Origin of the sequence: Mesorhizobium sp. CA10, from assembly GCF_020165285.1 — a bacterium.
GTDB lineage: Bacteria > Pseudomonadota > Alphaproteobacteria > Rhizobiales > Rhizobiaceae > Mesorhizobium.
The window spans coordinates 37,525-62,247 of record NZ_JAIUHV010000015.1 but is presented as its reverse complement, the minus strand read 5'-3'; the positions used below and the strand labels follow the sequence as shown (position 1 = coordinate 62,247).

Below are 24,723 nucleotides of genomic sequence, written 5' to 3'. Positions count from 1 at the left end.
ACATGCCGATCGAAATTCTCATGCCCGCGCTGTCGCCGACGATGGAAGAGGGCAATCTTTCCAAATGGCTGAAGAACGAAGGCGACAAGGTCGTCGCCGGTGATGTGATCGCCGAGATCGAGACCGACAAGGCGACGATGGAGGTCGAAGCTGTCGACGAAGGCACGCTGGCCAAGATCGTGGTTCCCGCCGGCAGCGAAGGCGTCAAGGTCAACGCGGTCATCGCCGTGCTTGCCGTCGACGGCGAGGACGTCGACAAGGCCGGCGAAGGCATCGGCGAAGAAGAGCCCGCCAAGGCTGAAAAAGCCGCGCCGGCCCCGGCGCAAGCTTCGGCCAAAAGCGAGGCCTCCGCCGCTGTCGCCGCCGCGCCGAAGGCGGAGATCGCCGCCGATCCGGATATTCCAGCCGGCACCGAGATGGTTTCCACCACGGTGCGCGAAGCGCTCCGTGACGCCATGGCCGAGGAGATGCGCCGCGACGGCGATGTCTTCGTCATGGGCGAGGAAGTCGCCGAGTACCAAGGCGCCTACAAGATCACGCAGGGCCTGCTGCAGGAATTCGGGCCGAGGCGCGTCGTCGACACGCCGATCACCGAGCATGGCTTTGCCGGCGTCGGCGTCGGCGCCGCAATGGCGGGGCTGAAGCCGATCGTCGAATTCATGACCTTCAACTTCGCCATGCAGGCGATCGACCAGATCATCAACTCGGCCGCCAAGACGCTCTATATGTCCGGCGGCCAGATGGGCGCGCCGATCGTCTTCCGCGGCCCCAACGGTGCGGCGGCCCGCGTCGCCGCGCAGCACTCGCAATGCTATGCCGCCTGGTACAGCCATATCCCCGGCCTGAAGGTGGTGATGCCCTATACGGCCGCCGACGCCAAGGGCCTGCTCAAGGCGGCGATCCGCGATCCGAACCCGGTCATCTTCCTCGAGAACGAGATCCTTTACGGCCATTCCTTCGATGTGCCGAAGCTCGACGACTTCGTGCTGCCGATCGGCAAGGCGCGCATCCACAAGCAGGGTAAGGACGTCACCCTCGTCTCCTTCGGCATCGGCATGACCTATGCGCTCAAGGCGGAAGCCGAGTTGCGCGGCATGGGCATCGACGCCGAGATCATCGATCTCAGAACCATCCGCCCGCTCGACTTCGACACGATCATCGCCTCGGTGAAGAAGACCAACCGTCTCGTGGTGGTGGAAGAAGGTTTTCCGCAGAACTCGGTCGGCGACCACATCGCCAACCAGGTCTCGCAGCGCGCCTTCGATTTCCTCGATGCGCCGGTGATCACCATTGCCGGCAAGGACGTTCCCATGCCCTACGCGGCGAACCTCGAGAAGCTGGCGCTGCCCAACGTCGGCGAAGTCGTCGAGGCCGTCAAAGCCGTCACTTATCGCTGAGCCGGTCGGGAGGACATCATGCCAATCAACATCACCATGCCGGCGCTCTCCCCGACCATGGAAGAGGGCAATCTGTCAAAATGGCTGGTCAAGGAAGGCGATAAGGTTTCGCCGGGTGACGTGATCGCCGAGATCGAGACCGACAAGGCGACGATGGAGGTCGAAGCCGTCGATGAAGGCACAGTCGCCAAGCTGGTGGTTCCGGCCGGCACCGAAGGCGTCAAGGTCAACGCGCTGATCGCCATCCTGGCCGGTGACGGCGAGGATGCCGCGGCCGCTGCCAAGAGCGGCGGCGGCGCCGCGCCCAAGGCCGAAGCGCCGAAAGCGGATGCCCCGAAGGCCGAGCCGCCCAAGGAAGCGCCCAAGCCGGCAGCAGCCGCAGCGGCGTCCCCGCCGGCGAAGGCCGAGCCTGCTCCCGTCGCCAACGGCCACGTCGCCGGCGATCGGGTCTTTGCATCGCCGCTGGCCCGCCGCATCGCCAAGGATGCCGGCGTCGACGTGACGGCGCTGACCGGTTCCGGTCCGCATGGCCGCGTGGTGAAGGTCGATGTCGAAGCGGCGATCGCTTCCGGCGGCGCTCCGGCTTCGAAGGCGCCCGCCGGCACCCCGTCCGCTCCGGCGCCCGCGCCGAAGCCGATGTCGGACGACCAGGTGCTGAAGCTGTTCGCCGAAGGCTCCTACGAGCTCGTGCCGCATGACAACATGCGCAAGACCATCGCGCGTCGCCTGGTCGAGGCGAAGTCCACCATCCCGCATTTCTATTTGACGCTCGATTGCGAGCTCGACGCGCTGCTTGCGCTGCGTACGCAGCTCAATGCCGCAGCCCCGATGAAGAAGACCGAGAAGGGCGAGGCGCCAGCCTACAAGCTCTCGGTCAACGACATGGTCATCAAGGCCATGGCCATGGCGCTGATGGCGGTGCCGGACGCCAACGCCTCCTGGACGGAGAACGCCATGGTCAAGCACAAGCACGCCGATGTCGGCGTCGCCGTGTCGATTCCCGGCGGCCTGATCACGCCGATCATCCGCCATGCAGACGAAAAGACGCTGTCGGTCATCTCCAACGAGATGAAGGACCTGGCCAGCCGCGCCCGCAGCCGCAAGCTGAAGCCGGAAGAATATCAGGGCGGCACGACGGCGGTATCCAATCTCGGCATGTTCGGCATCAAGGACTTTGCCGCCGTCATCAACCCGCCGCATGCGACGATCCTGGCGGTCGGCGCCGGCGAGGAGCGGGCGATGGTCAAGAAGGGCGCGATCAGAATAGCCACCGTGATGTCGGTGACCTTGTCGACCGATCACCGCGCCGTCGACGGCGCGCTCGGCGCGGAGCTGCTCGGCGCCTTCAAGCGCTTGATCGAAAACCCGATGGGCATGCTGGTGTAAGAAGGGAAAAGGCGGTGCGGAAATTCTTCACCAGCCTTTCCGTCTTGATCATTTTCGATCCCGCTGGCGAGCTGTGCGCACACCAGCGCGGCAGGCGCTCGCAGCCAGCTTTCGGCAAGAGTGGGGCAATCGCATGAAGACAATTCTCTGTTATGGCGACTCGCTGACCTGGGGCTATGACGCCGCCAATCTCGGCCGCCATGCGCTCGAGGACCGCTGGCCGAGTGTACTTGGGGCTGAACTCGACAACGATGTCGAAGTCATCGCCGAAGGCCTCAACGGCCGCACCACCGCCTTCGACGACCATCTGGCCGGCGCCGATCGCAATGGCGCCCGCATTCTGCCGACGATCCTGACCAGCCATGCGCCGCTCGATCTCGTTATCGTCATGCTCGGCTCAAACGACATGAAGCCTTGGATTCACGGCAATCCGGTCGCAGCCAAGCAAGGCGTGCAGCGGCTGATCGATATCGTGCGCGGCCATGACTATCCGTTCGAATGGCCGGCGCCGCAGATCCTCATCGTCGCGCCGCCTGTCGTGACGCGCACCGACAATGCCGAGTTCAAGGAAATGTTCGCCGGCGGCGACGACGCTTCCAAGCGTCTGGCGCCGCAGTATTCCTTGCTGGCCGACGAGGCCGGCTGCGGCTTCTTCGACGCCGGCACGGTCGCAACCACCACGCCGCTCGACGGCGTCCATCTCGATGCCGAGAACACGCGAAACATCGGCAAGGCTCTGGCGCCGCTCGTGCGCGTCATGCTCTCGCTCTAACCCTCAGAAAGATCAGGGAGAAAACCGGTGGCTGAATCCTACGACGTCATCATCATCGGCTCAGGCCCCGGCGGCTATGTCACGGCGGTGCGTTCCGCCCAGCTCGGCTTCAAGACGGCGATCGTCGAGCGCGAGCATCTTGGCGGCATCTGCCTGAATTGGGGCTGCATTCCGACCAAGGCGCTGCTGCGCTCGGCCGAGATCATGCATTATTCGGATCATCTGAAGGATTACGGGCTTAAGCTTGAAGGCGGTAAAATTATGCCCGACACCGCTGCCGTGGTCGACCGCTCGCGAAAAGTCTCGCTCAGGCTGAACACCGGCGTCGGCTTCCTGATGAAGAAGAACAAGGTCGACGTCATCTGGGGCGAGGCCAAGCTTTCCAAAGCCCCAGCCGGTGACAAACCGGGCGAGGTCGTCGTCTCAAAGACCGCGAAGAAGGCGATGGAGCCGCAGCCGCCGGTGCCGAAAGGCGTCAAGGGCGAGGGCACCTACACGGCCAAGCACATCATCCTGGCGACGGGCGCCAGGCCGCGCGCGCTGCCCGGCATCGAGCCGGACGGCAAGCTGATCTGGACCTATTTCGAGGCCATGGTGCCGAAGGAAATGCCGAAATCGCTGTTGGTGATGGGTTCGGGTGCCATCGGCATCGAATTCGCCTCGTTCTACCGCACCATGGGCGCCGATGTGACGGTGGTCGAGCTGCTGCCGGCGGTAATGCCGGTCGAGGACGCCGAGGTCTCGAAATTCGCGCAAAAACAGTTCGAGAAGCAGGGCATGAAGATCCTCCTCGAGGCCAAGGTGACCAAGGTTGAAAAGGGCGCCAATTCGGTCACCGCGCATGTCGAGATGAAGGACGGCAAGGTCGAGAAGATCACCGCCGACCGCATGATCTCGGCCGTCGGCGTGCAGGGCAACATCGAGAATCTCGGCCTTGAAGCGCTTGGCGTGAAGACGGATCGCGGCTGCGTGGTCGTCGACGGCTACGGTAAGACCAATGTGCCCGGCATCTACGCCATCGGCGACGTCGCCGGCCCGCCCATGCTCGCCCACAAGGCCGAGCATGAAGGCGTTGTCTGCGTCGAGAAGATAGCCAGTTTCCCGGGCGTGCACCCCATCGACAAGCTGAAGATCCCCGGCTGCACCTATTGCAGCCCGCAGGTCGCTTCCGTCGGCCTGACCGAAGCGAAGGCCAAGGCGGACGGCAAGGATATCCGCGTCGGCCGCTTCCCATTCAGCGCCAACGGCAAGGCCATCGCGCTCGGCGAGGATCAGGGCTTCGTCAAGACCATCTTCGACAAGAAGACCGGCCAGCTTCTCGGCGCGCATATGGTCGGCGCCGAGGTGACCGAGCTCATCCAGGGCTTTGTCGTGGCTATGAACCTGGAGACGACCGAGGAAGAGCTGATGCATACGATCTTCCCGCATCCGACACTGTCGGAGATGATGAAGGAGAGCGTGCTCGATGCCTATGGCCGCGTCTTGAACGCCTGATGAGCCACCAATCGGTGATAAGTCAGCAATCGGTGATCGATGGCCAATCCGTGCTAACGTGGTCGGGTGAGACTCACACGCGGCAGCCGGAGAAAGCTGACGGCAAGGCGGTTCGTATCCGGATGCATTTTCACCTGATCGAGGAGGAATTGGCACATGCATATGAATGGCGTCGGCTGGATCGCAGCCATCATCGTCGGCGGCTTGGCGGGTTGGCTGGCCGAGATGGTCATGAAGAGCAACACCGGTATCTTCATGAACATCATCATGGGGATCGTCGGTGCCATAGTGCTGAACGCGATCCTGCAGGCCCTCAACATCCAGTCGTTCGGCGTCGGCTGGGTCGCCTATCTGATCACCGGCTTCATCGGCGCCTGCCTGCTGATCTTCGTCGGACGGCTCGTGCGTCGCTGACCCAAAGCCACCGTTATGCGAAAATGGCCGTGGCGGCATGCGCTGCCGCGGCCTTTTTCTTTGTCCCGAAAAGTCCTAGATGACGCAAGACAGGCGGCTGGCGAAATCGCGGCCGCGAAGGGTTTGAGATGGTCACAGTCGTAGACACGATCGCCAACCGGCCGCGCCCGCGGCATCCCGAGAAGGCGCACCGGCCCGACCAGGAGGTGCTGCGCAAGCCCGACTGGATCCGCGTCAAGGCGCCGGTTTCCAAGGGCTATGCCGAAACGCGCGAGATCGTGAAGTCGCACAAGCTGGTGACGGTGTGCGAGGAGGCCGGTTGCCCCAATATCGGCGAATGCTGGGACAAGAAGCACGCCACCTTCATGATCATGGGCGAGATCTGCACGCGCGCCTGCGCCTTCTGCAATGTCGCGACCGGCATCCCGACCGCGCTCGATCCGGATGAGCCGGTGCGCGTGGCGCATGCCGTCAAGCAGATGGGATTGAGCCATGTCGTCGTCACCTCCGTCGACCGTGACGATCTTGACGACGGCGGCGCGCAGCATTTCGCCGAAGTCATCCGCGCCATTCGTGCGGCAACGCCTTCGACGACGATCGAGATCCTGACGCCCGACTTCCTGCGCAAGGACGGCGCGCTGGAGATCGTCGTTGCGGCCAAGCCCGATGTCTTCAACCACAATCTCGAAACCGTGCCGTCGAATTACCTGACGGTTCGCCCCGGCGCGCGTTATTTCCACTCGATCCGGCTTTTGCAGCGGGTCAAGGAACTCGACCCGTCGATCTTCACCAAATCCGGCATCATGGTCGGCCTCGGCGAGGAGCGGAACGAGGTGTTGCAGTTGATGGACGATCTGCGTTCGGCCAATGTCGACTTCATGACCATCGGCCAGTATCTGCAGCCTTCGAAGAAGCACCATCCGGTGATCCGCTTTATCCCGCCGGACGAGTTCAAGTCCTATGAGACGATCGGCAAGACGAAGGGTTTTCTCCTCATGGCGTCGAGCCCGCTGACGCGCTCCTCGCACCATGCCGGCGAGGATTTCGCCAGGCTGCGCGCGGCGCGCGAGGCGCAGCTCGCGAAGGCCAGCTGACCTTCAATGCCGAAATTCGAGGCGACACGCCGCGTCGCGCATACGCCCGACGAGATGTTCGCGCTGGTGGCGGACATCGAGGCTTACCCGCAATTCCTGCCGCTCTGCGAATCGCTCACCGTGCGCTCGCGCAAGGAGCGTGACGGCCGCACCATCCTGGTTGCCGACATGAGCATCGGCTACAAGGCGATCCGCGAGACCTTCACGACACAGGTGCTGCTGAAGCCCGACGAGAAAGCGATCGACGTCAAATACATAGACGGCCCGTTCAAATATCTCAGCAATATCTGGCGCTTCGATCCCGCGGCCAGCGGCTGCGAGGTGCATTTCTTCATCGACTACGAGTTCAAGAGCCGCATCCTCGGCGCGGTGATGGGCACGATGTTCGACCGCGCCTTCCGCATGTTCTCGGAAGCCTTCGAGAAGCGGGCAAACGTGATTTACGGTGTAAAGCCCGCCTAACGTTCGCCCAGCGCGCGCAAGCCGAGTTGCAGCGCGTGCCTCACCGTCCCGTGCCGGATGAATTCGCGGCCCTTGTGACCGAACAGCTGCCGCTCAGCGAGAACCGGCTGTCCGGCAAGCGCTATCCCGAACCAGACAAGGCCGACCGGCTTGTCGGCCGAGCCGCCGCTGGGGCCGGCAATGCCGGTGACGGCGAGCGCCAGGCTTGCCTGCGAATGCGTCAGCGCCCCCGCCGCCATTTCCAGAACCGCCTCGCGCGAGACCGCGCCATGCGCGTCGAGCGTGGCGGCGGAGACGCCTAGCATCTCGATCTTGGCTTCGTTGGAATAGGTGACGAAGCCGCGATCGACCACGGCGGAGGACCCGGCGATATCGGTGAGCGCCGCGATGATCAGGCCGCCTGTGCAGCTTTCGGCCGTCGCCAGCATGATGCCGCGCTGCTGGCAGGCCTGGAGCAGCGCATTTGCGAGTTCGGCGTTGCTCATGCCGGCACCTCGCCCGGATAGACGACACTGGCGGTGGCGATCGCGGCGATACCTTCGCCGCGCCCGACGAAGCCGAGCTTCTCGTTGGTTGTCGCCTTGATCGAAATGCGCTCGGGCGCGATGCCGAGCATTGCTGCGAGCGCTTGCGTCATCGCCGCGCGATGCGGCCCGACGCGCGGCGCCTCGCAGATCAGCGTGATGTCGGCATTTGCGATACGGCCGCCGCGCTCGCGCACCAGCTTCGCCGCGTGCTCGACGAATATCTTCGAGGCAGCACCCTTCCATTGCGGATCGGACGGTGGGAAATGCGTGCCGATATCGCCGGCGCCGCAGGTGGCGAGCAACGCATCGGTCAGCGCATGCAGCCCGACATCGGCGTCCGAATGCCCGGAGAGTTTGCGATCATAGGGAATGGAGACGCCGCAGAGCGTTACATGGTCGCCGGGCTCGAACGCGTGCACGTCATAGCCGTTGCCGGTGCGAATATCCGGGAAGCGCTGCTGCGCGCTCGAAAGCCGCTGGTCGGCCAATGCGATGTCCCTTGCCCAGGTGAGTTTGACATTGTCCGGCGATCCGGGAACGATCTTGACCGGTATCTGTGCCCATTCGGCGATCGCCGCGTCGTCGGTGAACTCCGTCTTGCCCAGATGATGCGCCTTCTCATGCGCGGCGAGCAGCGGCCAGAACGGAAAGCCCTGCGGCGTCTGCGCGGCATGAAGGCCGGCTCTCGACACCGTCTCGTCGATCATGCCGGCGGCCGATTCCCGCTTCAGCGTGTCGGCGACAGGCAGCGCCGGCAACGCGCCCTGGCGCTCGCCGATGGCTTCGATGGTGCGGTCGATCAGCCCGGCGTCGACGAAGGGTCGCACGGCGTCATGCACCAGCACTTTTGCCGGTGCCTGGTCCCTCAGCGCCAGGAGGCCGAGCCGGACGGACGCCTGGCGCGAAGGGCCGCCGATCACGGCGACAAGACGGTCGCCATGCGCTTCGGCCGCGCGTTCGAAGAGTTCGGCATCGTCGGCATGGATGGCCACGACCACGGGACCGATCATCGGATGGGAGAGGAAGATATCCAGCGTATGCGCGATAACGGCACGGCCGCCGATGCGCTGATATTGCTTCGGACCGTCCGCCTGTCCGGCGCGCGCGCCACGGCCGGCGGCAACGATCACCACCCCGATCCCGCCGTTCAGGCCTGTCGCTTGCTTTTCACTTGCCTCGCTCATTCCGATCGGTCCTAGTCGGGGTGATGGCCGAAGGCCAGCTTTTTCCAAAATGCGCCTTAATGTGACGTCATTGCGCGTTGCACAATGCCACACTTCTGGTTAGAGAATGTGCAACGATCAAACATGCTTGGTTTTTGTGCATGGCTGAACTGACCACATTGGCATCGCCTCTTGATGTCGGCGGCGTGAAAATCCGTAATCGGGTTTTCCTGGCGCCGATGTCGGGCATCACCGACGAGCCGTTCCGGCAGCGCGCGCACGCGCATGGCGCGGGATTGGTCGTTTCGGAAATGGTGGCGAGCGGCGAACTGGCCAAGGGCAGGGCAGGCTGCGACCTTCGCATCCGTCATTCCGGTCTGCCGGTGCATATGGTGCAGCTTGCCGGCCGCGAGGCCGCGCACATGGCTGAGGGCGCGCGAATCGCGACGGGCGAGGGCGCCGATATCATCGACATCAATATGGGCTGCCCGGCGAAGAAGGTGACCGGCGGCTATGCCGGCTCGGCGCTGATGCGCGACCTCGACCATGCGCTGTCGCTAATCGAGGCGGTGGTCGGCGCCGTTTCGGGACCGGTGACCGTCAAAATGCGGCTCGGCTGGGACGAAAGCGCGCTCAACGCGCCGATGCTGGCGCGCCGCGCCGAACAGGCCGGCGTCAGCATGGTGACCGTGCATGGCCGCACGCGCTGCCAGTTCTATCAGGGCAAGGCCGACTGGCGCGCCATCGCCCGCGTCAAGCAAGCCGTCTCGATCCCGGTCGTGGCCAATGGCGATGTCGGCTCGCCGGAAGAGGCGGCGACAATCCTCGAACAGTCCGGCGCCGACGCGGTGATGATCGGTCGCGCGCATTACGGCGCGCCGTGGATTGCAGGAAGCATCGCCTCAATTGCCGGTGGTGTATCTGCGCCCGGCATTCCGCACGCGCCGCAGGCGCTCGCCGACTATGTCGTGTCGCATTACGAGGACATGCTCTCGCTCTACGGCGCCGAAAGCGGCCTGCGTCAGGCGCGCAAGCATCTCGGCTGGTATCTCGACCGTCACGCTCCCGATGTTTCGGCCGAGCGGCGCAAACGTATTCTCACGTCCTTCGAGCCGGGTGAAGTCGTTGCCGAACTGGGCCGCGTCTTCGCCGATGGCGCGCACCCGGACAGCCTGCGGAGCGCGGCATGAAGGCGGACGTGCCACAGCAGGCCGATATGGCGGATGCCGCCAATATCGTGCTCAACACCATCCGCCGCCCGGTGATCATGGTCGATCCCGACGGCTTCATCACATTCGCCAACGCCGATGCCGAGGACTTCTTCCGCTCCAGCGCGAATATGCTCGCGCGCAACACGCTCTCCAAGCTGGTGCCCTTCGGCAGCCCGTTGCTGACGCTGGTCGACCAAGTGCGCGAACGCCGCGCGCCGGTCAACGAATACCGCGTCGACGTCTCGTCGCCGCGCCTCGGCATAGAAAAGATGGTCGATCTCTATGTCGCGCCGGTGCCGGAATTTCCGGGCTCGGTCGTCGTCATGTTCCAGGAACGGTCGATGGCCGACAAGATCGACCGCCAGATGACGCATCGCGGCGCGGCGCGCTCCGTCACCGGCCTTGCCGCGATGCTGGCGCATGAGATCAAGAACCCGCTCTCCGGCATCCGCGGCGCCGCCCAGTTGCTCGAGCTTTCCGCCTCCGACGAAGACCGCGCGCTGACCCGCCTGATCACCGACGAGACCGACCGCATCGTCTCGCTGGTCGACCGCATGGAAGTGTTCTCCGATGAGCGGCCGATCGAGCGCTATCCGGTCAACATCCATGTCGTGCTCGACCATGTGAAGGCGATTGCCAAGAACGGTTTTGCAAGACGGATCAAGATCTTGGAGGAATATGATCCATCATTGCCTCCGGTCTTCGCCAACCGCGATCAACTGATCCAGGTCTTCCTCAACCTGGTCAAGAACGCCGCCGAGGCGATCGGCGCCGACCCGCAAGGCGAGATCGCGCTGTCGACGGCCTTCCGCCCAGGCATCCGCGTCTCGGTACCCGGAACGCAGGACCGGGTGTCGTTGCCGCTGGAATTCTGCGTGCATGACAACGGTCCAGGCGTTTCCGAGGACATCCTGCCGATCCTGTTCGATCCGTTCATCACCACCAAGCCGAACGGCTCCGGACTTGGCCTTGCGCTGGTCGCCAAGATCGTCGGCGAGCATGGCGGCATCATCGAATGCGATTCGACGCCGCGCGGGACGACGTTTCGCATCCTGCTTCCAGCCTGGAAGGAGGCCGCACCAAGCGCCGGCGATGAAGCTGAAGGAGACCGCACATGACCGCTCGCGGCAATATTCTCGTCGCCGATGACGATGCGGCCATCCGCACCGTGCTCAACCAGGCGCTGTCACGCGTCGGCCACGAGGTGCGCGTGACCTCCAATGCCTCGACGCTGTGGCGTTGGGTTGCGGCGGGCGAGGGCGATCTCGTCATCACCGATGTGGTGATGCCCGACGAAAACGCCTTCGACATGCTGCCGCGCATCAAGAAGGCGCGGCCCGAGCTGCCGGTCATCGTCATGAGCGCCCAGAACACGTTCATGACCGCCATCCGCGCCTCCGAGACCGGCGCCTACGAATATCTGCCGAAGCCGTTCGACCTGACGGAGCTGCTCAACATCGTCAGCCGGGCGCTGGCCGAGCCGAAGCGGCCGAAGCTCGATGCCCGCGCGGAAGACCAGCCGGAGACGATGCCGCTGGTCGGCCGATCCGCCGCCATGCAGGACATCTACCGCATGCTGGCGCGCATGATGCAGACCGACCTCACGGTCATGATCAGCGGCGAGTCCGGCACCGGCAAGGAGCTGGTGGCGCGCGCGCTGCACGAATATGGCCGCCGTCGCGGCGGTCCGTTCGTGGCCATCAACATGGCGGCGATCCCGCGCGACCTGATCGAATCGGAGCTGTTCGGCCACGAGAAGGGCGCCTTCACCGGGGCACAGAACCGCTCCAGCGGCCGGTTCGAACAGGCCGAGGGCGGCACGCTGTTCCTCGACGAGATCGGCGACATGCCGATGGAAGCGCAGACCCGGCTGCTGCGCGTGCTGCAGCAGGGCGAATACACCACGGTCGGCGGCCGCACGCCGATCAAGACCGACGTCCGTATCGTCGCGGCCACAAACAAGGACCTGCGCACGCTGATCAACCAGGGCCTGTTCCGCGAGGACCTGTTCTATCGTCTCAACGTCGTGCCGCTCAGGCTGCCGGCGCTGCGCGAGCGTTCCGAGGACATTCCCGACTTGGTGCGGCATTTCTTCAAGCAGGGCGCCAGCGAGGGCCTGCAGACCAAGCGCATATCCTCCGGCGGCATCGAGCTTATGAAACGCTATCCCTGGCCGGGCAATGTGCGCGAGCTTGAAAACCTGGTGCGCCGGCTGGCCGCCCTCTACTCGCAGGACGAGATTTCATCGGAAATCATAGAATCGGAGCTGAAAACCGGCGAAAGGCCGGTCGTGCCGGACGGCGGCGCGCTCATCCCCGACGATCTGTCGATCGGCCAGGCTGTCGAGCATTTCCTGCAGCGCTACTTCGCCTCCTTCGCCGGCGAATTGCCGCCGGCCGGGCTCTACCAGCGCATTCTTGCCGAGGTCGAGTATCCGCTGGTGCTGGCTTCGATGACGGCGACGCGCGGCAACCAGATCAAGGCGGCGGAGCTTTTGGGGCTCAACCGCAACACGCTGCGCAAGAAGATCCGCGAGCTCGGCGTCAACGTCTACAAATCAGCCAGGCAGCCGTAACGTCACCTCGTCCCGTCGGTGAATTTTGTCTGGGAAAGATTATCTTCCCGGCCACACTTGTTGCATAATCGCCACAATGCGTTGCATACATCCGACGCGATGACCGACTCTGTACCGCGACATGGCAGCTGAGGCTCCGACCCTGACCCAACCGCTTTTCAACCAGACCGGCACGCGTGACGGGCGACGGTTGCTGGCGTTGCCCGGCGTGGTCGCCATTGCCGGCGCGGTGATCACGGCGGCCATATCGTTTGCGATCCTGGTCGGCGCAACGCCGATCGCGCCGACCGCTGACGCGACCTGGGCCCTGATCGCGGCCAATGCCGTCTTTGTGCTGTTCCTCATCGCCTTGATCGCCCGCGAGGTGCGTCGCATCGTTCTGGCACGGCGCCACGGCAGGGCTGCCTCGCGGCTGCATGTGCGCATCGTCGCCATGTTCGCACTGGTTGCCGCCATTCCGGCCATCATGGTGGCGATCATCGCCTCGATCACGCTCGACATCGGCCTCGACCGCTGGTTCGAAATCCGCACCAAGACGATCGTCAACTCGTCGCTGTCGATCGCCGACGCCTATGTGCAGGAGAACGCGCGTAACCTGCAGGGCACGACATTGTCGATGGCATACGATCTCGATGCCTCGCGCACGCTTTACGGTCTCGACAAGGGCGGTTTCCTCGATCTGTTGAACAAGGAGGCCGTCGGGCGCGGCCTGGCGCATGCGGCCCTTATCAAGCCGGACGGCTCGTTCGTCATGAACGCCAAGACCGACGCCGACTTCCCCATGCCCGAGCCGCCCTCGGGCGCTGTCGACACCGCGGCCGAGGGCAAGCCGGTGCTGATAGAACCGCGCACCCGCAACATCATGGGCGCCATTATCAAGCTGCGCGAGATCGAAGGGCTTTACCTCTACACGATCCGGCTGGTTGATCCCGACGTGATCAAGGCGCGCCAGATCGTCAGGGGCAACACCGACGAATACCGTAATCTGCAGGACAATCGCCGGACTTCGCAGGTCGCCTTCGCTTTGCCTTATCTGTCGCTCACGCTGATCATCACGCTCTCGGCGATCTGGACCGGCATCGCGGTCGCCGACCGGATCGTGCGGCCGATCCGCCAGCTGATCGGCGCCGCCGACGAGGTGGCGACCGGCAATCTCGACGTTGCCGTTCCAGTACGCCAGTCCGATGGCGACGTCGCCTCGCTCGGCGAGACCTTCAACAACATGATCCTGGAGCTCAAGTCGCAACGCAACGAGCTGCTCTCGGCCAAGGATCTGATCGACGAGCGCCGGCGTTTCTCCGAGGCGGTGCTGGCCGGCGTCACTGCCGGCGTCATCGGCGTCGACCCCTACGGCATCATCACCATCGTCAATCGCTCGGCCGAGACGATGCTGACGATTTCGGCGAATGCGACGCTCGGCCAGAACCTTTCGACGGTCCTGCCGCTTGTCGGTCGTGTGTTCGAGATCGGACGACAGTCCGGCAAGCCGGTCTATCGCGAGCAGGTGACCTTCTTCCGCACCGGTCTGGAGCGCACCTTCAATGTCCAGGTCACAGTCGAAGCCGGCGACGACGGCGAGGAAGAGAAATCCTATGTGGTGACGGTCGACGACATCACCGATCTCGTCCAGGCGCAGCGTTCGTCGGCCTGGGCCGATGTGGCGCGGCGCATCGCGCATGAGATCAAAAACCCGCTGACGCCGATCCAGCTTTCGGCCGAGCGCATCAGGCGCCGCTACGGCAAGGTCATCACCGAGGACCGCGAGGTCTTCGACCAGTGCACCGACACCATAATCCGCCAGGTCGAGGACATCGGCCGCATGGTCGACGAATTCTCGGCCTTCGCCCGCATGCCGAAGCCGGAGATGAAGGCGATCGACCTTCGCGAGTCGTTGCGCGAGGCGTCCTTCCTGGTCGAGGTCAGCCGCTCGGACATTGCCTTCCAGCGCGACTTCGGCAGCGAGCCGTTGAAAGGCACTTTCGACAGCCGCCTGATGGCTCAGGCCTTCGGCAACGTCATCAAGAACGCGGCCGAGGCGATCGACGGACTTGATGCGCAGGACCGTTCGGGCGGCACAATCCGGATTCAGGCCGGACGGCAAGATGGCGCCATACGAATCGACGTTATCGATAACGGCAAGGGGCTGCCGCGCGAGAATCGCCAAAGGCTTCTCGAGCCCTATATGACGACGCGCGAGAAGGGCACCGGGCTTGGCCTCGCTATCGTCAAAAAGATCGTGGAGGACCATGGCGGCCGTCTCGAATTGCACGACGCGCCAGCGGATTTCCATGGCGGCCGGGGCGCGATGATCTCGATCATCCTGCCCCCAGCCACGATCGTAGCCGCGCCGCCACGCGGTGAAGGTCGAAGCGAACACGAACGAGAAACTGAAAAGGTCGGTAATGGCGTCTGACATTCTCATCGTCGATGACGAGGAAGACATCCGCGAACTTGTCGCCGGTATATTGAGCGACGAGGGTCACGAAACCCGCACGGCCCATGATGCCGACAGCGCGCTTGCAGCGATTGCCGATCGCGCGCCGCGGCTGATTTTCCTCGATATCTGGCTGCAGGGCTCGCGCCTCGATGGCCTGGCGCTGCTCGACGAGATCAAGACCATGCATCCGAACATGCCGGTGGTCATGATCTCCGGCCACGGCAACATCGAAACGGCGGTGTCGGCCATCCGGCGCGGCGCGTATGATTTCATCGAGAAGCCGTTCAAGGCCGATCGCCTCATCCTGATCGCCGAGCGCGCGCTGGAGACGTCCAAGCTGCGGCGGGAGGTTTCCGACCTCAAGCAGCGCAGCGGCGAGACCTTCGACCTGATCGGCATGTCGTCGGCGATGAGCCAGCTACGGCAGACCATCGAGCGCGTCGCGCCGACCAACAGCCGCGTCATGATCATCGGCCCCTCCGGCTCAGGCAAGGAATTGACGGCGCGGGCCATCCACACGCTGTCGTCGCGCAAGTCCGGTCCGTTCGTCACGCTGAGCGCGGCCACCATCACGCCCGAGCGCATGGAGATCGAGCTGTTCGGCACCGAATCGAACGGCACCGAGCGCAAGGTCGGCGCGCTGGAGGAGGCGCATCGCGGCATCCTCTACATCGACGAAGTCGCCGATATGCCGCGCGAAACGCAAAACAAGATCCTGCGCGTGCTGGTCGAGCAGCAATTCGAGCGGGTAGGCGGCACCAAGCGCGTCAAGGTCGATGTCCGCATCATTTCCTCGACCTCGCAGAACCTCGAAGCAATGATCGCCGACGGCCGCTTCCGCGAGGATCTTTACCATCGCCTGGCGGTGGTTCCGGTCATAGTGCCGGGGCTCGCTGAGCGGCGCGAGGACATTCCCTACCTCGTCGACAACTTCATGAAGCAGATTGCGCGCCAGGCCGGCATAAGGCCGCGCCGCATCGGCGACGATGCGCTGGCCGTGCTGCAGGCGCACAACTGGCCGGGCAATGTTCGCCAATTGCGCAACAATGTCGAGCGGCTGATGATCCTGGCGCGCGGCGAAGACGCCGATGCGCCGATCACCGCCGACCTTCTGCCGTCCGAGATCGGCGACGTCATGCCGCGCACGCCCAACCAGTCGGACCAGCACATCATGGCGCTGCCGCTGCGCGAGGCCCGCGAGCAATTCGAGAAGGATTATCTGATCGCCCAGATCAACCGCTTCGGCGGCAATATCTCGAAGACCGCCGAGTTCATCGGCATGGAACGATCGGCACTCCACCGCAAGCTGAAGTCGCTGGGTGTGTAGCGAGCCCTTGGCCCACGCGATTGTTCGTTACGGCAGGGGCGGAATCGCCTAAGAAAGCCGGACATTTTCCCTGAGGATGCCCATGCCGCGCATTGCCTATGTCAACGGGCGCTATGTCGTCCATGCTCAAGCCAGCGTCCATATCGAGGATCGCGGCTACCAGTTCGCGGACGGCGTCTATGAGGTTTGCGAGGTGGCGCGCGGCCATATCGTCGACATGCCGCGCCACCTTGCCAGGCTCAAGCGCTCGCTGAAGGAACTGTCCATCGCCTGGCCGGTCTCGGAACGCGTCCTGCCGATGCTGTTGCGCGAAGTGGTCAATCGCAACGGCGTGGTCGACGGCCTTGTCTATGTGCAGGTGACCCGCGGCGTCGCCAGCCGCGAGTTCGTGTTTCCGCCCGCGGGCACAAGGCCTTCCCTGGTCATAACCGCCAGGAAAGCCGATCCGGCCGCGAGCGCGAAGCGGGTGGAGACCGGCATCAAGGTCATCACCGTCCCGGAGAATCGCTGGGACCGCGTCGACATCAAGAGCACCGGCCTCTTGCCCAATGTGCTCGCCAAGCAGAAGGCCAAGGAAGCCGGCGCCCAGGAAGCGTGGTTCGTCGACACCGACGGCAACGTCAAGGAAGGCGGCTCGTCCAACGCCTGGATCGTCACCCGGGACGGCGTCCTTGTGACCCGGCCGGCCGAGCATGGCATCCTGCGCGGCATCACCCGCACGACGCTTTTCGATGTCGCCGCCAAGCTTGGCCTCAAGATCGAGGAACGCGGGTTTTCGGTCGCCGAAGCCAAGGCGGCAAGGGAAGCATTCATCAGTTCGGCGACCACAATCGCCATGCCGGTCGTCGAAATCGACGGGGCGCCGATCGCAAATGGCCATCCCGGTTCGATGACACTTTCGTTGCGGCAGGCCTTTTTTCACGTTGCGGAAAAAAGTCCAGCCTGATAACCGCACAACTGGAAGTAACCTCAACTATCTCATTCTGCTTGCCATTGTGTCGGCAAGAGGGGGTTTGCGCGCTTGACAGGTGCCTCGTAATTTGGCGCATTGGCCCGTAAACCGAAGGGGATCGGCGAAAGACAAGAAAAATGGCGGAACGATCGCAAAACCTTCAGGACCTGTTCCTGAATTCAGTTCGCAAGAGCAAAAATCCACTTACCATCTTCCTCATCAACGGCGTGAAGCTGACTGGCGTCGTCACATCGTTCGACAATTTTTGTGTGTTGTTGCGGCGCGACGGGCACTCCCAGCTCGTCTACAAGCACGCCATTTCCACGATCATGCCGAGCCAGCCGGTTCAGATGTTCGATGGCGAGGAAAGCCAGGGCGCCTGATTGGCACGTGATAAGGAAGCGGACCGCAGCGTTCGCGGAAAACAAGGACATCAACTCGGGCCGGAATCCAAGGATCCGACCCGCGCAGTTGTCATTGTGCCGGTGCTTACCCGGCAGCCCCGCGGCGACGACGAGTCGAGCCGTCCGCGCCTGAGCCGTTCGGCGGATGCACGCCACGACGAAGCGGTCGGGCTTGCCAGCGCCATCGATCTCAACCCGGTTCACACCGCGGTGGTGACGGTTGCCGATCCGCGGCCGGCCACCCTGCTCGGCAGCGGCAAGGTGGCCGAGTTCGCAGATATCGTGAAGGAGCGCAAGGCGGAGCTGGTCATCGTCGACCATCCGCTGACGCCGGTGCAGCAGCGCAATCTCGAAAAGGAACTGAACGCCAAGGTGCTCGACCGCACCGGGCTCATTCTCGAGATATTCGGCGAGCGGGCGCGCACCAAGGAAGGCACGCTGCAGGTCGAGCTTGCGCATCTCAACTATCAGAAGGGTCGTCTGGTGCGGAGCTGGACCCACCTCGAGCGGCAGCGCGGCGGCGCCGGCTTCCTCGGCGGTCCGGGCGAAACCCAGATCGAATCCGACAGGCGCATCCTGCAGGACAAGATCACCAAGCTGAAGCACGAGCTGGAGACGGTTCGGCGCACGCGCGACCTGCACCGCGCCAAGCGCAAGAAGGTGCCGTTCCCGGTGGTGGCGATCGTCGGCTACACCAATGCCGGCAAGTCGACGCTGTTCAACCGGCTTACCGGGGCAGGGGTGCTGGCCGAGGACATGCTCTTCGCAACGCTCGATCCGACTCTGCGGCGCGTGCGGCTACCGCACGGCACGCCGGTTATCCTGTCGGACACGGTGGGCTTTATTTCCGACCTGCCGACGCATCTGGTGGCGGCCTTCCGGGCAACGCTGGAAGAAGTCGTCGAGGCGGATCTGGTGCTGCATCTGCGCGACATTTCCGATCCGGACACCGCCGCCCAGGCCGAGGACGTCGAACGCATCCTCGGCGATCTCGGCGTCGACGCTGCCGATGCGAACCGCGTGATCGAGGTCTGGAACAAGGTCGACCTGCTCGACGAAGGCAATCGCGAGCGACTGCTTGCCGAGAGCGCCAGCGGCAAGGCGCCGCCGATCGCGATATCGGCCGTCACCGGCGAAGGAATCGACGCGCTGAAAGCGCTCATCGAGACGCGCGTGTCGGGCGAGCTGGAAAAGATGACGGTGACGTTGAGCCCCGCCCAGCTTGGCCAGGTCGACTGGCTCTACCGCAACGGCGATGTCGTTTCGCGCACCGACAATGAAGACGGCAGCATCACGCTATCGCTGACAGCCACGCACAGCGCCCGGCAAGAGATAGAGAACCGCCTGCATCGCAGGAGCGGCAGCTAACCGGCTGTTTACTAGGTGCCTTTGGCCTGCTGCCAGAGCGCTTCCATCTCGTCGAGCGTTGCCTTCTCCAGCGACTTGCCCGAGGCCTCCAGAGCCTGCTCGACATAGTGGAATCGCGAACGGAACTTTTCGTTGGTACCGCTGAGCGCGGCTTCGGAGTCGAGCTTGAGGTGGCGGCCGAGATTGACGATAGCAAACAGCATGTCGCCGAACTCGTCCTTGATAGGTGCGGCGTCACCGGTGGCGAGCGCCTCGCGCAATTCCCCGATCTCTTCCTCTATCTTGTCAAGGATGGGAGCTGCCTCGCTCCAGTCGAAGCCGACGCGTGCCGCCTTTTCCTGCAGTTTCAGGGCACGCGTCAGGGCAGGGAGCGCGACCGGCACGCTGTCGAGATAGCCCCTGCCGTGATCCTCCGGGTCGAGACCACGGGCGATGCGGGCGTCGCGCTTCTCGGTTTTTTCAACCGCCTTGATCTTCTCCCACATGCCCTTGGCCATGCCGGCGCTGCGCGCCTTCTCGTCGCCGAAGACGTGCGGATGGCGGCGGATCATCTTGGTGGTGATGGCCTCGACGACATCGCCGAAAGCGAACTCGCCGATCTCCTCAGCCATTTGCGCGTGATAGACGACCTGCAGCAGCAGATCGCCCAGTTCCTCGCGCAGATCGTCGAGGTCGCCGCGCGCGATCGCATCGGCCACTTCATAGGCTTCCTCGATCGTGTAGGGCGCGATGGTAGCGAAATTCTGCTCGATATCCCAAGGGCAGCCGGTCTTCGGCGCCCGCAGCGCCGCCATGATCTCGATCAGCCGGGAAATGTCCTTGGAGGGCTTCATGATTTGAGCCTATCCCGCGGCCAGCGCCCGACCAATCCTGGCCGGACACCGAAACGAGTTGTCCACAGCCTCAGTCGAGCACCGAGACGATCGCCTTGGCGAGATCGTCCATGCCGTCCTCCGGCAGGCCGGCCACGTTGATGCGGCTGTCGCCGACCATATAGACGGCGTGCTCGGCACGCAGGCGTTCGACCTGCGCCTCGGTCAACCCAAGCCTCGAAAACATGCCACGATGGCTGGCGACGAAATCGAAGCGGTCGGAATTGGACTGCCGGCGTAACGCCTCGGCAAAAGCGACGCGCAGCCTGAGCATGCGCAGCCGCATCTCCTCGAGCTCCGTCTCCCAGTCCTTCCTCAGGGCGGCGTCTTCGAGCACCATGCGCACCGCCGCCGCGCCGTGATCCGGCGGCATCGAATAAAGCGCGCGCGCGGCCGCCAGCATCTGGCTCATCGCCACGTCGGCCTGGGCGCCATCCTTGGCCATGATCATCGCCGCGCCCACGCGGTCGCGATATACGGCAAAATTCTTCGAGCAGCTCGAGGCGACGACCATTTCCGGCACCTTGCCGGCAAGCAGCCGCAGGCCGGCGGCGTCGGCATCGAGGCCTTCGCCAAAACCCTGATAGGCAATGTCGACGAAAGGCAGCAAGCCGCGATCCAGCAGCACGTCGGCGACCTTGGCCCACTGCGCGATATCGAGATTGGCGCCGGTCGGGTTGTGACAGCAGCCATGCAGGAGCACGACATCGCCGCTGTTGGCAACTTTTAGCGCCGCCAGCATCTCGTCGAAGCGGACAGCGCCCGATGCGGCATCGAAATAGGGATAGTCGCGAACCTGCAGACCAGCGGCGCGCATCACCGGCAGATGGTTCGGCCAGGTCGGATCGGACAGCCAAACCGTCGCGCCGGGGCGCGTGCGCTGCACAAGCTCGGCCACCAGCCTGAGCGCGCCCGATCCGCCCGGCGCCTGTGCCGCGCGGATACGCGAATGGTCGGCCTTCTCGCCAAAGGCGAGCTTGATCATGGCGGCGTTGAAGCCGGTGTCGCCGGCAAGGCCGAGATAGGTTTTGGTGTCCTGGCTCGCCAGCAGCCGCTTCTCGGCCTCGCCCACGGCGCGCATCACCGGCGTCTTGCCGTCGATGTCCTTGTAGACGCCGACGCCGAGGTCGACTTTGCCGGGCCGTGGATCGTTGCGATAGAGGCCGATAAGAGCAAGGATCTTGTCGGCGGGCGCGGGCTGCAGGGTCTCGAACATCGAAAAGGACTCCAATGGCGGCGGAGTGATACGCAAATCGATCCCGTCGCGCCAGCGGTTTCCGCTGTGGCGGCGACACGAAAAGAAATGTCGGGCAGGGGATTAAAACCCCTACATGCTCCGTAAACAGGGCATGAAACGGTCGATGGCACGCTTCGATATCGTCGGGCAGTTGGGTTCGCTGCGGCGCTATGCGCGCTCGCTGACGCGCGACAGCACTGAGGCCGAGGATCTCGTCCATGACGCGCTGGTGCGCGCCTATGAGCGGCGCGCGACCTTCCGGTCAAGCGGCAATCTGCGCGCCTGGCTGCTGGCGATCGTGCACAACATCTTCATCGACCGCATGCGCTCGCGCCGCTCCGAGGCGGCGCGCATCGAAAAGGCGGGCCTTGTCGCCGACCGGAGCGTGCCGGCCTCGCAGGACCATTCGGTGCGCCTGTCGCAGGTCCGGGAAGCGTTTCTTTCGCTGCCGGAGGAACAGCGCTCTGCACTCCATCTCGTCGCCATCGAAGGGCTTTCCTATCAGGAGGCCGCCGAAGTCATCGGCGTGCCGCTCGGAACGCTGATGTCGCGCATCGGCCGCGCGCGTGCCGCGCTGCGCGAGATGGAAGAGGGCGCGGCGCCAAAAGCCAGGCCTCATCTCAGGATCGTGGGAGACGATCAATGACCGCTATTGTCGACCCCGTGACCGATGCCGATCTCGACGCCTATGTCGACGATCAACTGGATGTCGCGCGCCGCATCGAGGTCGAGGCGCACCTCGCCGCGCGTCCGGAAGTGGCGGCGCGCGTGATGTCGGATCTGAGGACGCGCGACGAACTGCGCGTCGCGCTTGCCGGCCCTGTCGGCAGGGCGCGTCCGGCCACGACAGAAGCGGCGCGCCGGCTGGAAAGAGGCCTTGCCAGGGGACGCATGCTTGCCGTGCTGCAGCGTGCGGCGGCCGCGGCCGTCCTGGTCGCGGCAGGCTGGCTTGCCAACGGCGCCTTCGGGCCGATCGCCGTGACAAAGGTGGTCGCCTCGACGCAGCCGCCGGCCTATGTCGAGGATGCGGTCCGGGCGCACCGGACGACCTTGGTGCGCGAGACGATGCCGTCGCAGCAAGAGGCTCCGGGTTACGATCCCGACGAGATTCGCGCCGCCACCGCGATCGTCATGCCGTCGCTGCCCGACGACTGGAAGATTCGCGACGTCCAGGTCTATCCCTCGCAATTCGGGCCGAGCGTCGAGGTAGCGGTCGACACCAAGGACCTCGGTCTTGTCTCGTTGTTCGCCATCAGGCCGGGCAGGTTCGATGTGGTGAAGCCGACGATCGCGCCCTCCGACGACATCTCAACCGCGTATTTCCAGATCGGCGAGGTCGCCTATGCGGTGGTCGGACGCGGCGACGCCGGCAGCCTTGACCGTGCCGCCGAGAAACTCGCCAGAACACTCTACTGAGAACCAAGGAGAACCAAATGAACAGCCCCAATCTGGGATACCGAATGGGCACCGGCGTCCAGGCCGGAGCCGTCTATGACGAGGGCCTGCGCAAGCACATGCTGCGCGTCTACAATTATATGGGTCTCGGCCTCGTCGTCACCGGCCTCGTCGCCTTCTTCGTGGCCTCGACGCCGGCGCTTTATGTGCCGATCTTCTCCAGCCCGCTGAAATGGGTGGTGATGCTGGCGCCGCTCGCCTTCGTCATGATCTTCTCGTTCAGGATGCAGACCATGTCGGCCGCGAGCGCGCAGGCGATGTTCTGGGCCTTCTGCGCGGTCATGGGCCTGTCGCTCGCCTCGGTGTTCCTGGTCTTCACCTCGACCAGCATCGCGCGCACCTTCTTCATCGCCGCCACGATGTTCGGCGCCACCAGCCTTTACGGCTACACGACCAGGCGCGACCTGACGCAGTTCTCGTCCTTCCTGATCATGGGCCTGATCGGCGTGGTGATCGCCAGCCTGGTCAATCTGTTCCTCGGTTCGACCGCGCTGCAATTCGCTATCTCGGTGATCGGCATTGCCGTCTTCATCGGCCTCACCGCCTGGGATACGCAGACGATCAAGGAGCAGTATGCGGAGAACTTCGATGCGGAATCGCAGCAGAAGCTTGCCGTCTTCGGCGCCTTCTCGCTCTATCTGAACTTCATCAACATCTTCCAGCTGCTGCTGAATTTCACCGGCGAGCGCGAATAGGCCGGACCGCAGCAGGCAACATTGCCGACCTCGCCACGGCCGGAGGGAAACCTCCGGCCACTTTTTTGTCGACTGCGCACCAAGCGTTGACGACCAAGGGGCGATCTGCCTGCCGCGCTTGAGTTCACGCGCGGCCTTTTGCTAGCCTGCCGGCCAAACCTGCCAGCCGCGAGGACGCAATGGACCAGCTGACGCTTCACGCTGACGGCATTTCGGCGACCATCGTCGGGCAGGGGGCCGAACTGGTCTCGCTGCGCGATGGCGAAGGCACCGAGCTTCTGTGGCAGGCAGGCCCCGCCTGGCGTCGTCATTCGCCCGTGCTGTTCCCAATCGTCGGCCGGCTCAAAGGCGATCAGCTGCGGCATCGCGGCCAAATCTATCCGATGACGCAGCACGGCTTTGCCCGCGACCGGCGCTTTGCCTGGGCGGAGCAGGGGCCGGCCTCCTGCACATTGGTCCTGACGGACGACGCCGAGACGCGAACGCACTATCCCTTCGCCTTTCGTCTCGCCATCAGCTACGAGTTGAAACCACGGCAACTCGGCGTGACCTTCGAGATCGCCAATACCGGCGACGAGCCTCTGCCGGCCTCGATCGGCGCGCATCCGGCGTTCAACTGGCCGCTGCTCCCGGAGCTGCCGAAGGAAGCCTATCGGGTGACCTTCGCCGAAAATGAGCCGGCGCCGATCCGCCGCCTGAAGGACGGCCTGTTGTTGCCGGCGCCGCAGCCGACGCCCATCGAGGGCAGGACGCTGCCGCTATCCGAAAGACTGTTCGACGACGATGCCGTCATCCTCGACAAGCCGGTGAGCAAGAGCGTGCGCTACGCCGCCGGCCGCGGGCCGGCGATCGAGATGTCGTGGCAGGGATTCAATGAGCTGGGCATCTGGTCCAAGCCTGGCGGCGCGCCCTTCCTGTGCATCGAGCCCTGGCACGGCATCGCCAGCGCCATCAATTTCGACGGCGAATTCGCCGACAAGCCGGGCGTCATGCTGATCGAGCCGGCCGGCCGGCGCGTGCTGAGTTACCGAATCGGCCTCAGCCGGGAACCGTAGGGCATGGCATACGCCATCAAGACCCAAATCCAGGACCCAGCGGCGGAGAGATTCGTGTTCGCCGCCCAGAAAACCATGTAGGGCGGCAAGCGCATCGCCGAGGGCGACGTCATCTTCCTGTTCGCCAGCGAGAACGAAGGCGGTCAGGGGCTTGTCGCGCGCGGCATCGTGACGTCCTCCGAGGCCACCCCGAGACGCCCCGATCTCGAACGGCAGACGCCGCGCCTCAACGTTGCCGTCCGCCGCACCGCCTTGGCGACGAGACATTTGGGTCGCAATGAGCTCAAGCGCTTCAAGGATTGGAAGGACGGCCGGCCCGAGACCGAGCTCAACTTCAAATTCTACCGCCAGGCGACCAACAAGATCGTCGGCATCTCGGACGTGACGGCGGCGTTTCTGAACAGCTTTTTCTAGACCACCCGATCG

At 64.2% G+C, this 24,723-nt stretch carries 24 protein-coding genes; 20 read left to right on the top strand and 4 right to left on the bottom strand.

What is annotated here, in order from left to right:
• Window positions 1–2 precede the first annotated feature (2 nt).
• From LB535_RS25325 to LB535_RS25295, 7 genes are all read left to right on the top strand, one after another.
• Window positions 3–1,397, top strand: a complete 1,395-nt coding sequence (locus tag LB535_RS25325) for a pyruvate dehydrogenase complex E1 component subunit beta (RefSeq protein ID WP_095765468.1) — start codon at window positions 3–5, stop codon at window positions 1,395–1,397.
• A gap of 18 nt (window positions 1,398–1,415) precedes the next feature.
• Window positions 1,416–2,783, top strand: a complete 1,368-nt coding sequence (locus tag LB535_RS25320; RefSeq protein ID WP_224634147.1) for a pyruvate dehydrogenase complex dihydrolipoamide acetyltransferase — start codon at window positions 1,416–1,418, stop codon at window positions 2,781–2,783.
• 133 nt (window positions 2,784–2,916) lie between these two features.
• On the top strand, window positions 2,917–3,555 hold the full coding sequence (locus LB535_RS25315; protein WP_224634146.1) for an SGNH/GDSL hydrolase family protein: 639 nt from the start codon (window positions 2,917–2,919) through the stop codon (window positions 3,553–3,555).
• A gap of 27 nt (window positions 3,556–3,582) precedes the next feature.
• Window positions 3,583–5,049 carry a dihydrolipoyl dehydrogenase gene (gene lpdA, locus LB535_RS25310; RefSeq protein WP_224634145.1) on the top strand — a complete coding sequence of 489 codons (1,467 nt, stop codon included), beginning with the start codon at window positions 3,583–3,585 and terminating at the stop codon, window positions 5,047–5,049.
• 156 nt (window positions 5,050–5,205) lie between these two features.
• Window positions 5,206–5,463 (top strand): GlsB/YeaQ/YmgE family stress response membrane protein, encoded by a 258-nt coding sequence (locus LB535_RS25305; protein ID WP_095765464.1) that lies wholly within the window; start codon window positions 5,206–5,208, stop codon window positions 5,461–5,463.
• A gap of 128 nt (window positions 5,464–5,591) precedes the next feature.
• Window positions 5,592–6,557, top strand: coding sequence for a lipoyl synthase (gene lipA / locus LB535_RS25300; RefSeq protein WP_224634144.1), 966 nt, complete (start codon window positions 5,592–5,594; stop codon window positions 6,555–6,557).
• 6 nt (window positions 6,558–6,563) lie between these two features.
• On the top strand, window positions 6,564–7,019 hold the full coding sequence (locus tag LB535_RS25295; RefSeq protein WP_224610738.1) for a type II toxin-antitoxin system RatA family toxin: 456 nt from the start codon (window positions 6,564–6,566) through the stop codon (window positions 7,017–7,019).
• Here the strand turns inward: LB535_RS25295 and LB535_RS25290 are convergent.
• Both LB535_RS25290 and LB535_RS25285 read right to left on the bottom strand, forming a co-directional pair.
• Window positions 7,016–7,504, bottom strand: coding sequence for a CinA family protein (locus LB535_RS25290; protein ID WP_224634143.1), 489 nt, complete (start codon window positions 7,502–7,504; stop codon window positions 7,016–7,018). The two genes, LB535_RS25295 and LB535_RS25290, sit on opposite strands and share 4 nt — an antisense overlap.
• Window positions 7,501–8,730, bottom strand: a complete 1,230-nt coding sequence (locus tag LB535_RS25285; RefSeq protein ID WP_095765460.1) for a bifunctional 2-C-methyl-D-erythritol 4-phosphate cytidylyltransferase/2-C-methyl-D-erythritol 2,4-cyclodiphosphate synthase — start codon at window positions 8,728–8,730, stop codon at window positions 7,501–7,503. The genes LB535_RS25290 and LB535_RS25285 overlap by 4 nt, the downstream gene beginning before the upstream one ends.
• 140 nt (window positions 8,731–8,870) lie before the next feature.
• Here LB535_RS25285 and dusB point away from each other — a divergent pair, with 140 nt between their 5' ends.
• The 8 genes from dusB (at window position 8,871) to hflX (ending at window position 18,983) form a co-directional block, all read left to right on the top strand.
• Window positions 8,871–9,899, top strand: a complete 1,029-nt coding sequence (gene dusB / locus LB535_RS25280; protein ID WP_224634142.1) for a tRNA dihydrouridine synthase DusB — start codon at window positions 8,871–8,873, stop codon at window positions 9,897–9,899.
• The gene (locus LB535_RS25275; RefSeq protein ID WP_140843396.1) at window positions 9,896–11,038 is read left to right on the top strand and encodes a two-component system sensor histidine kinase NtrB; all 1,143 of its coding nucleotides are present in this window, start codon (window positions 9,896–9,898) and stop codon (window positions 11,036–11,038) included. Before dusB ends, LB535_RS25275 begins: the two co-directional genes overlap by 4 nt.
• Window positions 11,035–12,495: a nitrogen regulation protein NR(I) gene (gene ntrC / locus LB535_RS25270; protein WP_140542911.1), complete on the top strand. Its 1,461-nt coding sequence runs from the start codon at window positions 11,035–11,037 to the stop codon at window positions 12,493–12,495. Before LB535_RS25275 ends, ntrC begins: the two co-directional genes overlap by 4 nt.
• A gap of 121 nt (window positions 12,496–12,616) precedes the next feature.
• Window positions 12,617–14,908: a sensor histidine kinase NtrY-like gene (locus tag LB535_RS25265; RefSeq protein ID WP_224634141.1), complete on the top strand. Its 2,292-nt coding sequence runs from the start codon at window positions 12,617–12,619 to the stop codon at window positions 14,906–14,908.
• On the top strand, window positions 14,898–16,259 hold the full coding sequence (locus tag LB535_RS25260) for a sigma-54-dependent transcriptional regulator (RefSeq protein WP_095765455.1): 1,362 nt from the start codon (window positions 14,898–14,900) through the stop codon (window positions 16,257–16,259). The genes LB535_RS25265 and LB535_RS25260 overlap by 11 nt, the downstream gene beginning before the upstream one ends.
• Window positions 16,260–16,341: 82 nt before the next feature.
• Complete coding sequence (locus LB535_RS25255) at window positions 16,342–17,205, top strand: D-amino-acid transaminase (protein ID WP_224610746.1); 864 nt, start codon at window positions 16,342–16,344, stop codon at window positions 17,203–17,205.
• Window positions 17,206–17,348: 143 nt separating this feature from the next.
• Entirely contained in the window at window positions 17,349–17,594 is a 246-nt protein-coding gene (gene hfq, locus LB535_RS25250; RefSeq protein WP_006202172.1) for an RNA chaperone Hfq, read from the top strand.
• Window positions 17,595–18,983: a GTPase HflX gene (gene hflX / locus LB535_RS25245; protein ID WP_224634140.1), complete on the top strand. Its 1,389-nt coding sequence runs from the start codon at window positions 17,595–17,597 to the stop codon at window positions 18,981–18,983. It begins immediately after the preceding gene.
• An 11-nt stretch (window positions 18,984–18,994) separates the two neighbouring features.
• Here the strand turns inward: hflX and mazG are convergent, their stop codons facing one another.
• Together mazG and LB535_RS25235 are read right to left on the bottom strand one after the other, a co-directional pair.
• Window positions 18,995–19,816, bottom strand: a complete 822-nt coding sequence (gene mazG, locus LB535_RS25240) for a nucleoside triphosphate pyrophosphohydrolase (RefSeq protein WP_224634139.1) — start codon at window positions 19,814–19,816, stop codon at window positions 18,995–18,997.
• Window positions 19,817–19,886: 70 nt separating this feature from the next.
• Entirely contained in the window at window positions 19,887–21,071 is a 1,185-nt protein-coding gene (locus tag LB535_RS25235) for an aromatic amino acid transaminase (protein WP_224634138.1), read from the bottom strand.
• A gap of 133 nt (window positions 21,072–21,204) precedes the next feature.
• Here LB535_RS25235 and LB535_RS25230 point away from each other — a divergent pair, with 133 nt between their 5' ends.
• From LB535_RS25230 to LB535_RS25210, 5 genes are all read left to right on the top strand, one after another.
• On the top strand, window positions 21,205–21,738 hold the full coding sequence (locus tag LB535_RS25230) for a sigma-70 family RNA polymerase sigma factor (RefSeq protein ID WP_411969612.1): 534 nt from the start codon (window positions 21,205–21,207) through the stop codon (window positions 21,736–21,738).
• On the top strand, window positions 21,735–22,508 hold the full coding sequence (locus LB535_RS25225; RefSeq protein ID WP_095765449.1) for an anti-sigma factor family protein: 774 nt from the start codon (window positions 21,735–21,737) through the stop codon (window positions 22,506–22,508). Before LB535_RS25230 ends, LB535_RS25225 begins: the two co-directional genes overlap by 4 nt.
• A 17-nt stretch (window positions 22,509–22,525) precedes the next feature.
• Window positions 22,526–23,242 carry a Bax inhibitor-1/YccA family protein gene (locus LB535_RS25220; protein ID WP_224634136.1) on the top strand — a complete coding sequence of 239 codons (717 nt, stop codon included), beginning with the start codon at window positions 22,526–22,528 and terminating at the stop codon, window positions 23,240–23,242.
• Window positions 23,243–23,421: 179 nt separating this feature from the next.
• The gene (locus tag LB535_RS25215) at window positions 23,422–24,297 is read left to right on the top strand and encodes an aldose 1-epimerase family protein (RefSeq protein ID WP_224634135.1); all 876 of its coding nucleotides are present in this window, start codon (window positions 23,422–23,424) and stop codon (window positions 24,295–24,297) included.
• A gap of 267 nt (window positions 24,298–24,564) precedes the next feature.
• Window positions 24,565–24,711 (top strand): hypothetical protein, encoded by a 147-nt coding sequence (locus LB535_RS25210; protein ID WP_224634134.1) that lies wholly within the window; start codon window positions 24,565–24,567, stop codon window positions 24,709–24,711.
• Window positions 24,712–24,723: the final 12 nt, after the last annotated feature.

What these genes read in the sequence shown, in the direction of transcription:
- ntrC (WP_140542911.1), top strand. Translation starts at nt 11,035, where the DNA reads ATGACCGCTCGCGGCAATATTCTCGTCGCCGATGACGATGCGGCCATC.
- LB535_RS25215 (WP_224634135.1), top strand. Translation starts at nt 23,422, where the DNA reads ATGGACCAGCTGACGCTTCACGCTGACGGCATTTCGGCGACCATCGTC.
- hfq (WP_006202172.1), top strand. Translation starts at nt 17,349, where the DNA reads ATGGCGGAACGATCGCAAAACCTTCAGGACCTGTTCCTGAATTCAGTT.
- LB535_RS25225 (WP_095765449.1), top strand. Translation starts at nt 21,735, where the DNA reads ATGACCGCTATTGTCGACCCCGTGACCGATGCCGATCTCGACGCCTAT.
- LB535_RS25325 (WP_095765468.1), top strand. Translation starts at nt 3, where the DNA reads ATGCCGATCGAAATTCTCATGCCCGCGCTGTCGCCGACGATGGAAGAG.
- LB535_RS25285 (WP_095765460.1), bottom strand. Translation starts at nt 8,730, where the DNA reads ATGAGCGAGGCAAGTGAAAAGCAAGCGACAGGCCTGAACGGCGGGATC.
- lipA (WP_224634144.1), top strand. Translation starts at nt 5,592, where the DNA reads ATGGTCACAGTCGTAGACACGATCGCCAACCGGCCGCGCCCGCGGCAT.
- LB535_RS25290 (WP_224634143.1), bottom strand. Translation starts at nt 7,504, where the DNA reads ATGAGCAACGCCGAACTCGCAAATGCGCTGCTCCAGGCCTGCCAGCAG.
- LB535_RS25320 (WP_224634147.1), top strand. Translation starts at nt 1,416, where the DNA reads ATGCCAATCAACATCACCATGCCGGCGCTCTCCCCGACCATGGAAGAG.
- dusB (WP_224634142.1), top strand. Translation starts at nt 8,871, where the DNA reads ATGGCTGAACTGACCACATTGGCATCGCCTCTTGATGTCGGCGGCGTG.
- LB535_RS25275 (WP_140843396.1), top strand. Translation starts at nt 9,896, where the DNA reads ATGAAGGCGGACGTGCCACAGCAGGCCGATATGGCGGATGCCGCCAAT.
- LB535_RS25230 (WP_411969612.1), top strand. Translation starts at nt 21,205, where the DNA reads ATGAAACGGTCGATGGCACGCTTCGATATCGTCGGGCAGTTGGGTTCG.
- LB535_RS25315 (WP_224634146.1), top strand. Translation starts at nt 2,917, where the DNA reads ATGAAGACAATTCTCTGTTATGGCGACTCGCTGACCTGGGGCTATGAC.
- LB535_RS25220 (WP_224634136.1), top strand. Translation starts at nt 22,526, where the DNA reads ATGAACAGCCCCAATCTGGGATACCGAATGGGCACCGGCGTCCAGGCC.
- mazG (WP_224634139.1), bottom strand. Translation starts at nt 19,816, where the DNA reads ATGAAGCCCTCCAAGGACATTTCCCGGCTGATCGAGATCATGGCGGCG.
- LB535_RS25265 (WP_224634141.1), top strand. Translation starts at nt 12,617, where the DNA reads ATGGCAGCTGAGGCTCCGACCCTGACCCAACCGCTTTTCAACCAGACC.
- LB535_RS25295 (WP_224610738.1), top strand. Translation starts at nt 6,564, where the DNA reads ATGCCGAAATTCGAGGCGACACGCCGCGTCGCGCATACGCCCGACGAG.
- LB535_RS25305 (WP_095765464.1), top strand. Translation starts at nt 5,206, where the DNA reads ATGCATATGAATGGCGTCGGCTGGATCGCAGCCATCATCGTCGGCGGC.
- LB535_RS25235 (WP_224634138.1), bottom strand. Translation starts at nt 21,071, where the DNA reads ATGTTCGAGACCCTGCAGCCCGCGCCCGCCGACAAGATCCTTGCTCTT.
- LB535_RS25255 (WP_224610746.1), top strand. Translation starts at nt 16,342, where the DNA reads ATGCCGCGCATTGCCTATGTCAACGGGCGCTATGTCGTCCATGCTCAA.
- LB535_RS25260 (WP_095765455.1), top strand. Translation starts at nt 14,898, where the DNA reads ATGGCGTCTGACATTCTCATCGTCGATGACGAGGAAGACATCCGCGAA.